6 protein-coding genes and 1 pseudogene are annotated in these 7574 nt (G+C 33.4%); 2 read left to right on the top strand and 5 right to left on the bottom strand.

The window, feature by feature from the left end; genetic code table 11:
- Nucleotides 1-203: 203 nt before the first annotated feature.
- Nucleotides 204-791 carry a DUF4352 domain-containing protein gene (locus tag B3P17_RS04575; protein ID WP_291103832.1) on the bottom strand — a complete coding sequence of 196 codons (588 nt, stop codon included), beginning with the start codon at nt 789-791 and terminating at the stop codon, nt 204-206.
- A 76-nt stretch (nt 792-867) separates the two neighbouring features.
- Nucleotides 868-1932 (bottom strand): type I restriction endonuclease, encoded by a 1065-nt coding sequence (locus tag B3P17_RS04570; protein ID WP_291103829.1) that lies wholly within the window; start codon nt 1930-1932, stop codon nt 868-870.
- A 737-nt stretch (nt 1933-2669) separates the two neighbouring features.
- Between B3P17_RS04570 and B3P17_RS04565 the strand changes: the two genes are divergently transcribed.
- On the top strand, nt 2670-3491 hold the full coding sequence (locus B3P17_RS04565; protein ID WP_291103826.1) for a hypothetical protein: 822 nt from the start codon (nt 2670-2672) through the stop codon (nt 3489-3491).
- A 165-nt stretch (nt 3492-3656) separates the two neighbouring features.
- Nucleotides 3657-3966 (top strand): annotated as a pseudogene (locus tag B3P17_RS15860) (YnfA family protein).
- 85 nt (nt 3967-4051) lie between these two features.
- Here B3P17_RS15860 and B3P17_RS04555 read toward each other — a convergent pair.
- From B3P17_RS04555 to B3P17_RS04545, 3 genes are all read right to left on the bottom strand, one after another.
- A complete protein-coding gene (locus B3P17_RS04555; RefSeq protein ID WP_252638671.1) occupies nt 4052-4360 on the bottom strand; it encodes a hypothetical protein in 309 nt (102 codons plus the stop codon).
- A 181-nt stretch (nt 4361-4541) separates the two neighbouring features.
- Nucleotides 4542-5576: a 2-oxoacid:ferredoxin oxidoreductase subunit beta gene (locus B3P17_RS04550; RefSeq protein ID WP_006843548.1), complete on the bottom strand. Its 1035-nt coding sequence runs from the start codon at nt 5574-5576 to the stop codon at nt 4542-4544.
- Between the two features lie 4 nt (nt 5577-5580).
- Nucleotides 5581-7428 (bottom strand): 2-oxoacid:acceptor oxidoreductase subunit alpha, encoded by a 1848-nt coding sequence (locus B3P17_RS04545; RefSeq protein ID WP_291103821.1) that lies wholly within the window; start codon nt 7426-7428, stop codon nt 5581-5583.
- Nucleotides 7429-7574: the final 146 nt, after the last annotated feature.

The following is a 7574-nucleotide window of genomic DNA, read 5'->3' as shown; positions in this document are numbered from 1 at the left end:
CTATACTCAATTGAGTATAGGCCTATTTTATTAGAATTTATTTATTTACGTATAAAAACTGAAATGTAAATATTTTGTCGTTTTTTTACCTCTAACAATAAATATAAAAACAGTATCGTCTTTCTTTGAAATGTATAATTTACAATATTCTTAACCGTTCAATTACTTGAAAAAGTTTCTAAAAATTAAAGATAATTCAATTTTTAATTTAAATCAATTACTGATGCATCATCACCGTCAGAAACTGAAATGAAATATTTATTTTTAGCTTGAATTTCAAATGCTATTACTCCTTTTTTTACAATATTTGGATTGCACTCCTCAAAGTATATCCCATTTCCCGATGCAGCTAAATCAAGATTCAAGCTATTTGATGCCGCATATATCGCACCCTTCTCATCTATAAGATCAAAATAATTGTATTCAATAATTGCTTGATTATTTGAAGTGTTTTGATATGTGATGTAGACCAACAAGACAAGAGTTCCATCCTTATTTTTTCTGTCATAGGCAATCTTCGTTATTGTAAATTTAAATTTCCCTGTAATAACAGATTCATTTATTTTAGGTAAAACAATGCTTTCGGATGAAATTTCTTTATTGGTTGATGCATTTTCAGAATTCGTAGATTGCTCTATATCTGATAATTTCTCTGTCTCTCTCTTTCGGTTGTCTCCATTGATCATAATCACAAAAACTAATATTATAATTAAACCTAGAGTTACAAATAAACACCCAATATTTAATGCTTTTCTTTTATTTTCTAATTTATTATCACTTGTCTTTTTCATAATAATTTATTGGAGTATTCTTTTTTGACTCCGATTTTAAGTGTATTATCTCAGATTCTCTTTTCTTTCATTTCTTTTATATATAGTTTTTAACCACTTCTTTTATTTCATTGGCATATTGGTATATATCATCTAAAGAAGATATATTGTGCCTTGTTTCCTTTTTTTCTTTATCAAAAGTTACAATGTATTTATTTGTAGGTGAGTTAAAATACAATCGGACTATAGGTTTTCGATTATTATTATCAAATATTATTGCAAAGTAAGTTTGAGCATCCCTATATGTTATTCTCGATACATTTACAACTTCTCGAAGTATAGCCTTAATCAACATGAAGCCTTCTAGTTCTTCTTCTGTAGTAACTATACCATTCTTTTTATCTTCAACAATTAGTGATTCTGGTTGTTCGGGTTGCTCTTCTTGAGCAACTTCTGTCTTTAAAGCCGTTTTCAGACGATCTGAAATAGTATCGCTAATCAAACCTGAAATAGACTTCTTCACTAGAGAAGTAAACTGTTCTAATAGCTTAGGGGTGATAACACCATCATAAACCTGTTTTGCAAATAATTTAACAAACTCAGGACTCGGATTTGAAAATTCGTTGTTAATAACCATTTTCAACTGACTTGTGTATTTTAATTCACTTGCAGAGCTCAATATATTATCAACATCAAAATATGTTTTATGGAATTTTTTTAATTCCTCTACTGTGTTGCTTTTGAGATCAAATAAATTGATTTCAAGAAATGGCTTCTCATCCATTTTATTAGGCGTTTCAAGGTCTGTATAGAACTTGTAGACTATTCCATTAGTCAATAACCCGAATTTAGCATTTGATACATGGAAGTAACGCAACAGCTGATTGTCATGTAAGGTCAGATCTTGCTTCCAGTGCTTGCACTCTACTAAAACGACAGGCTGATTATCTCTAAATATAGCATAATCTATCTTTTCTCCTTTTTTTGTTCCTATATCACAAGTAAACTCCGGCATTACTTCTAATGGATTGAACACATCATAACCCATTGCTTGAAGAAAAGGCATAATTAAAGCATTTTTAGTTGCTTCTTCTGTTTGAAGGCTGTCTTTTAGCTTTTCGGCTCTGTCTGAAAGCTGTTTAATTTGATCTTTGAAGTCCATGGTATCATTTGTTTAAAATTAATCTTCAAAATGAGTTTCTTGATATTTCGTTCTATATTAAAATAGTTTTCTCATTTTGTTTAAGTTTATAATGAAATCAGTATATTCTGAAAATAGATTTAAGGAATGACAAGCTATTTGACCAGAGTCTAAGCTTTGATTAATTATCAAGGATTAACAATGTCTTCATGTTCGGATTTCGATACTATAACCTTTTTATATAAAGGTGTTTAGTGCTTTTCAAAAGTAGATAAAAGGAAAATATAAATCAAATAAATTTAAGAAAAATTTATTTAAAATAAACATTTTAATACTGATACTCGAAGCTAAAAAATATTCAGAGAAGATCTACAGATATTTCTTTACAAAATCTGAAGTGACAAGAAAAGGCATAATTCAACTGAGAAGTTAAAAGAATAGATTTTAATAAAAAAATCAATGCTTTTTCCCTTTAAATAAATTATTTAAGATGCAATAAACTAGAAAAGCAAGGTAGGATACCACCACTACACTCAGCATAACCAAATTAACAGCATTAATATCCATAGCATAAATTGTTTTTGTTTACTCAAATGTATTATATGATTATTTCATTTCGATTAAAATTTTATTAAGTATTTGCTAAATAATAATTTATGTAGGAGTTGCTAATATTACTTTTGTATGCAACTTTTTTTAGATAACAATCATCTATATATTATAAAGAGGAGTAAATAGTAACACTTATATATTTTATTATGAAAAACATAAGCTCGTATTTCAAATTATGCCTTGTGCTGGCGTGTTTATTATTTGTAGCATGCTCGGATGATAACAGTATACAGAATTTTCCCGGTGGAACTTCTGCTCAATTATTGCCGATAAAAATATCCGGAGAAAAGAATGGTGGTCAGAAAGTGTTCGTATACGATAATTACAATCGCCTTATAAGTTGTAGTTATTTTTCTAAATCAGATAAGAAGCTATCTAAGATCAGCGAACTTAAAATACAATACGATGCACTGGGGCGTGTAGATAAAGCTACACAGGAATCCTCTGAAGGCGAAAGTTATACTTATACAATAACTTATGAGGGATCACATATAGTAGTGCAAGATAAATATTATACGCGACATATTGACATTGATACACAAGGCAGAGTGTTGAAAATGAAGCAATATTATGCAAATAACAGAGATGCATCGATAGAATATAATTACCAATACGATCAGAAGGGTAATTTGATAAAGAACGACTTTAACAACAATTATTATTCATACACCTATGACGATCACAATGGTATATATAGCTCTGTGAATACGCCTCAGTGGTTTTTGGTGACTATGCTGGACGCTACTTTTATTTATAATAATTATACTCAAATACAAGTGTCTTTTTTAGATGAGAATGGAAAAGAGCAAACACCTACCACCTTTAAGATAACCCACATTTACAATGAAAATGGATATCCGGTTAAATATCATGTTCCTAATATGACGTTTTGTGGAACGCCACCCTTACCGGAAAGTGATTTTAGAGTGGAATACCAAGAAGCCAAGGTTCTCGAGGTATATTATTGATTGTAATTTACTTTTTAATTATACAAGGACAATATTCGTTGTCCTTTTTTATTATGGGAATATCTTATATTGTTATAGAGAACGTTCTTTTAGTACTCCAGATAAATCTGATGACTGTTTCTCTTAAATAAATTAATACTTTTGTCTTGTTTAAATGAAAAATCTATGGATATTTTAAGGTCTGTTTTTATATTTATTCTTGCCGGTATATGCGAAATTGGCGGTGGATATCTCATTTGGTTATCAATAAGAGAAGATAAGCCTCTATGGTATGGAATTCTTGGTGGTNNTAGTCGCTACTTTTCAGGAGTCTAATTTCGCAAAGGTTTATGCAACATATGGCGGCTTTTTCATCGTTTTATCACTCCTTTGGGCATTTGTGTTTGATAAATATATTCCTACTAAATATGATATTATCGGAGCACTAGTCGCATTGATCGGTGTTTGCATTATCTATTATTCTCCTCGCGAATAATAGATAAAGGATAGGCAATTATGTATTCTTTTTGTTGTCGACTAAAAGAATAAACGCCATTTAAATGTAAAAGTAAAAATGATAACTATTCCGGGTCAGTATTAAACTTCCATTCTTTGTTTACAAAATCAAATACAATTGATAATTCCGATACAGAAGGGAGTTTTAGGAACTTATATTGAGTAATTATAGCTATTCTTGCTCCTTGTAGTTTTGATACATTCTCATTCCATTCCGAGATTTTATTGAAGTAGGTATTTACACTTTCAATATCGGAAGAAGATATCGCTTTGTTAATATCATTTACTAAACCTGCGATATCAAGATTATTATAAGACTCGTTAAGTTTCTTATAATTTTCCATATAACGATCTTGAATTTCTTTTACGTCCATAGCATTGAGAGTTTTGTATATTAAATATGTTATATGATATAAAGTTAAGTAAAAATAAGTATAAATAGCAGAGATAAACGGTAGATATTTTTATTTGTTTTTTATGAACTCTATACAATTAAAAAAACCTCTGAACCTTTATAAGAGATCAGAGGTTTTTAAGTTTAATATCTAAGTTGTATTATTTCACTTCCCATACATCCTGTTTCATCAGGTAATCTGTAAGCTTACGTACAGGATTTTTAGCTTGTACTTCTTTTACTTGATCTTCTATACCTTGGTCGTATGTTGGCTCTTCTACATCACGAATAACACCTAATGCTAGAGGTAAGCCATTTTGAGGAGACATCAATCCTAGTTTTAGGTGTAATGTGTCATCCTTCGTAGTAGCGTCATGCACCAAAATATCATCGATTGTATAACCATTCTGACCGATTATTACATCTTTGATTTGCCAGCCATCAATTACCAATCCTTTATCTTTGTTTGCACCGAACAGCATTTTTTCTCCATGTTTCAGCAAGATGGTACGTTCGGCTCTCCATGCTCTGTCTACAACATTATCGTGGATTGCATCGTTGAATATTACACAATTTTGCAATATCTCTACAACAGATGTTCCTTTATGCTTTGCAGATAAAGTCAAAACTTCAGTTGTGTTGGCTAAATCGACATCTATACAACGAGCAAAAAAGGTTCCACGTGCTCCCAGTGCTAATTCTACAGGGTGGAATGGATCTTCTACCGTTCCAAAAGGAGAAGATTTAGATACAAATCCTCTGTCAGATGTTGGTGAAAATTGCCCCTTTGTTAAGCCGTAAATCTTATTGTTAAGCAGCAAAATGTTAATATCCACATTACGGCGCACAGCATGTATAAAGTGGTTACCTCCGATCGCCAGGCAGTCGCCATCACCGGTAGCAAGCCAAACCGATAACTCTGGTTTTGCTGTTTTTACTCCTGTCGCAATAGCAGCTCCACGTCCGTGAATGGTATGGAACCCGTATGTGTTCATATAGTAAGGTAGGCGAGAAGAGCATCCGATACCTGATATAACAGCTGTTTTATGAGGTTCTATGCCTAACTCAGCCATTGCTTTATGCAAACAATTGAGAAGAGCATGGTCTCCGCATCCCGGACACCAACGTACGTACTGATCGCTTTTATAATCTTTAGCCTGATGAGAAGAGGCCATTTTTAAATTTACATCTATCATAATTTTACTCTCCTAACTTCTTAGTGAATGCTTCAATCAATTCAGAAACAGCGAATGGCTGTCCCTCCACTTTGTTGTAACGTGATACTTGCAATCCGGGGATTTTGTCCACCAAATAGCCTGCGAATTGACCATTGTTTAACTCTGCGACAATAATATTTTTAAATTTACGGAGTATCGACTCTGTATTCTTAGGCAATGGACTAATAAATCGGAAATGAGCTAAAGCCACTTTATGTCCGAGGATATTCATTTTTTCAACTGCTTCTCGCAAATGTCCGTATGTTCCACCCCATCCGATAACCAATAACTCTGCATCTTCTCCGCCAATTAGCTCCAGTTGGGGAATTATATCCGCCACTTTATCTACTTTTTGTTGTCTGACATCAGTCATTTTTTGATGGTTAGCAGCGTCGGTAGAGATGGCTCCGGTTTTAAAGTCTTTTTCAAGTCCACCAATACGGTGTGTATAACCTTCTAAGCCTGCTTCAGCCCAGTAGCGAACCATTGTTTCATCATTACGTAACGCACTATTCCATTCGTTGCCTGTGTATTGCGATACATCATGCGGAGTTATTGTCGGATATTGGTCTAAGTCTGGAATACGCCATGCCGAAGAACCGTTTGCAATATAACCATCTGTTAACAGTATCACAGGCATAACACGCTCTAATGCGATCTTAGATGCCCAATAGGCCATGTCAAAGCAATCTGTAGGACTAGCTGCTGCCAGTACTACAATAGGACTTTCGCCATTGCGACCATATAGTGCTTGTCTGAGGTCGGTTTGTTCTGTTTTAGTTGGCAGGCCTGTAGATGGGCCTCCTCGTTGAACATCGATAACAATAAGTGGCAATTCAGCCATTACAGCCAACCCTATAGCTTCACCTTTGAGGGCTAAACCTGGTCCGGATGTGGATGTAACTGCTAAGTTACCCGCAAAACTAGCGCCTATAGCCGTACATACACCGGCTATTTCATCTTCTACCTGAATTGCTTTAACTCCTAATTGTTTAAATTTAACGAGCTCTTGCAAAATATCTGTTGCCGGAGTAATTGGGTATGAGCCCAAGAACAGCGGTTTACCAGAATTTTCGGAAGCAGCAATCAATCCATATGCTGTTGCTGTATTTCCATTAATATCTATATAGTATCCTTTGTCAATATTTACAGTCTCTACCCTATATGAAGAGATAGACATATTGGTATTATGTCCGTAATTAAATCCATCGGCTAGTACTTTAAGGTTTGCTTCTACCAAAACCGGTTTCTTTGCAAATTTGTTAGAAAGTATATGGTTAGCTACATCCAATGGACGATTAAATAACCAGCATACAAGTCCTAATGCAAACATATTTTTACTTCTGACACGAGATTTCATATCCATTTCCATACCTTCGAGGCTACTCTTAGTTAGTGTTGTTATCGGTACGGAGATTATCTGCTGTGTTGTCAGTCCTAATTCTGTAAATGGATCTTCTGTAGCAAATAGAGCCTTTTCCAAATCACGTTTTCCGAAAGAGTCTGTATCGATAATTATAACAGAATCTTTTTTCAACGATTTGGCGTTTACTTTCAAAGCAGCAGGATTCATTGCAACCAACACATCAGACATATCACCTGAGTTGTAAATTTGGTTACCTAAATGTACTTGAAAGCCTGAAACTCCATACAGAGTACCTTGAGGTGCTCTGATTTCTGCAGGAAAATCGGGGAATGTAGCTATCTGATTTCCAAAGATAGCAGAGAGGTTTGAGAAAATGGTTCCGGTTAACTGCATACCATCTCCCGAATCGCCAGAAAAACGTACGACTATGTCTTTTACGTCCTTAATTTTTACTGTGTTTTGCATTACTTACTTTAATAACAGATAGTATTTATTTAATCTTAAACAAAGGAAAAAAGTATTCATGAATAAACAAACTTATTTATATGAAAAATATCAAAATAATACTACTTTGTTGATAAAACTTTTCTATGTTCGGATAGGCTAAACTA

It is taken from the genome of Dysgonomonas sp. UBA7630, from assembly GCF_002483985.1.
GTDB lineage: Bacteria > Bacteroidota > Bacteroidia > Bacteroidales > Dysgonomonadaceae > Dysgonomonas.
This window is presented reverse-complemented; position numbering and strand designations above follow the sequence as displayed.

Coding starts and splice junctions, on each gene's coding strand:
- B3P17_RS04575 (WP_291103832.1), bottom strand. CDS start 791: ATGAAAAAGACAAGTGATAATAAATTAGAAAATAAAAGAAAAGCATTA.
- B3P17_RS04570 (WP_291103829.1), bottom strand. CDS start 1,932: ATGGACTTCAAAGATCAAATTAAACAGCTTTCAGACAGAGCCGAAAAG.
- B3P17_RS04565 (WP_291103826.1), top strand. CDS start 2,670: ATGAAAAACATAAGCTCGTATTTCAAATTATGCCTTGTGCTGGCGTGT.
- B3P17_RS04555 (WP_252638671.1), bottom strand. CDS start 4,360: ATGGACGTAAAAGAAATTCAAGATCGTTATATGGAAAATTATAAGAAA.
- B3P17_RS04550 (WP_006843548.1), bottom strand. CDS start 5,576: ATGATAGATGTAAATTTAAAAATGGCCTCTTCTCATCAGGCTAAAGAT.
- B3P17_RS04545 (WP_291103821.1), bottom strand. CDS start 7,428: ATGCAAAACACAGTAAAAATTAAGGACGTAAAAGACATAGTCGTACGT.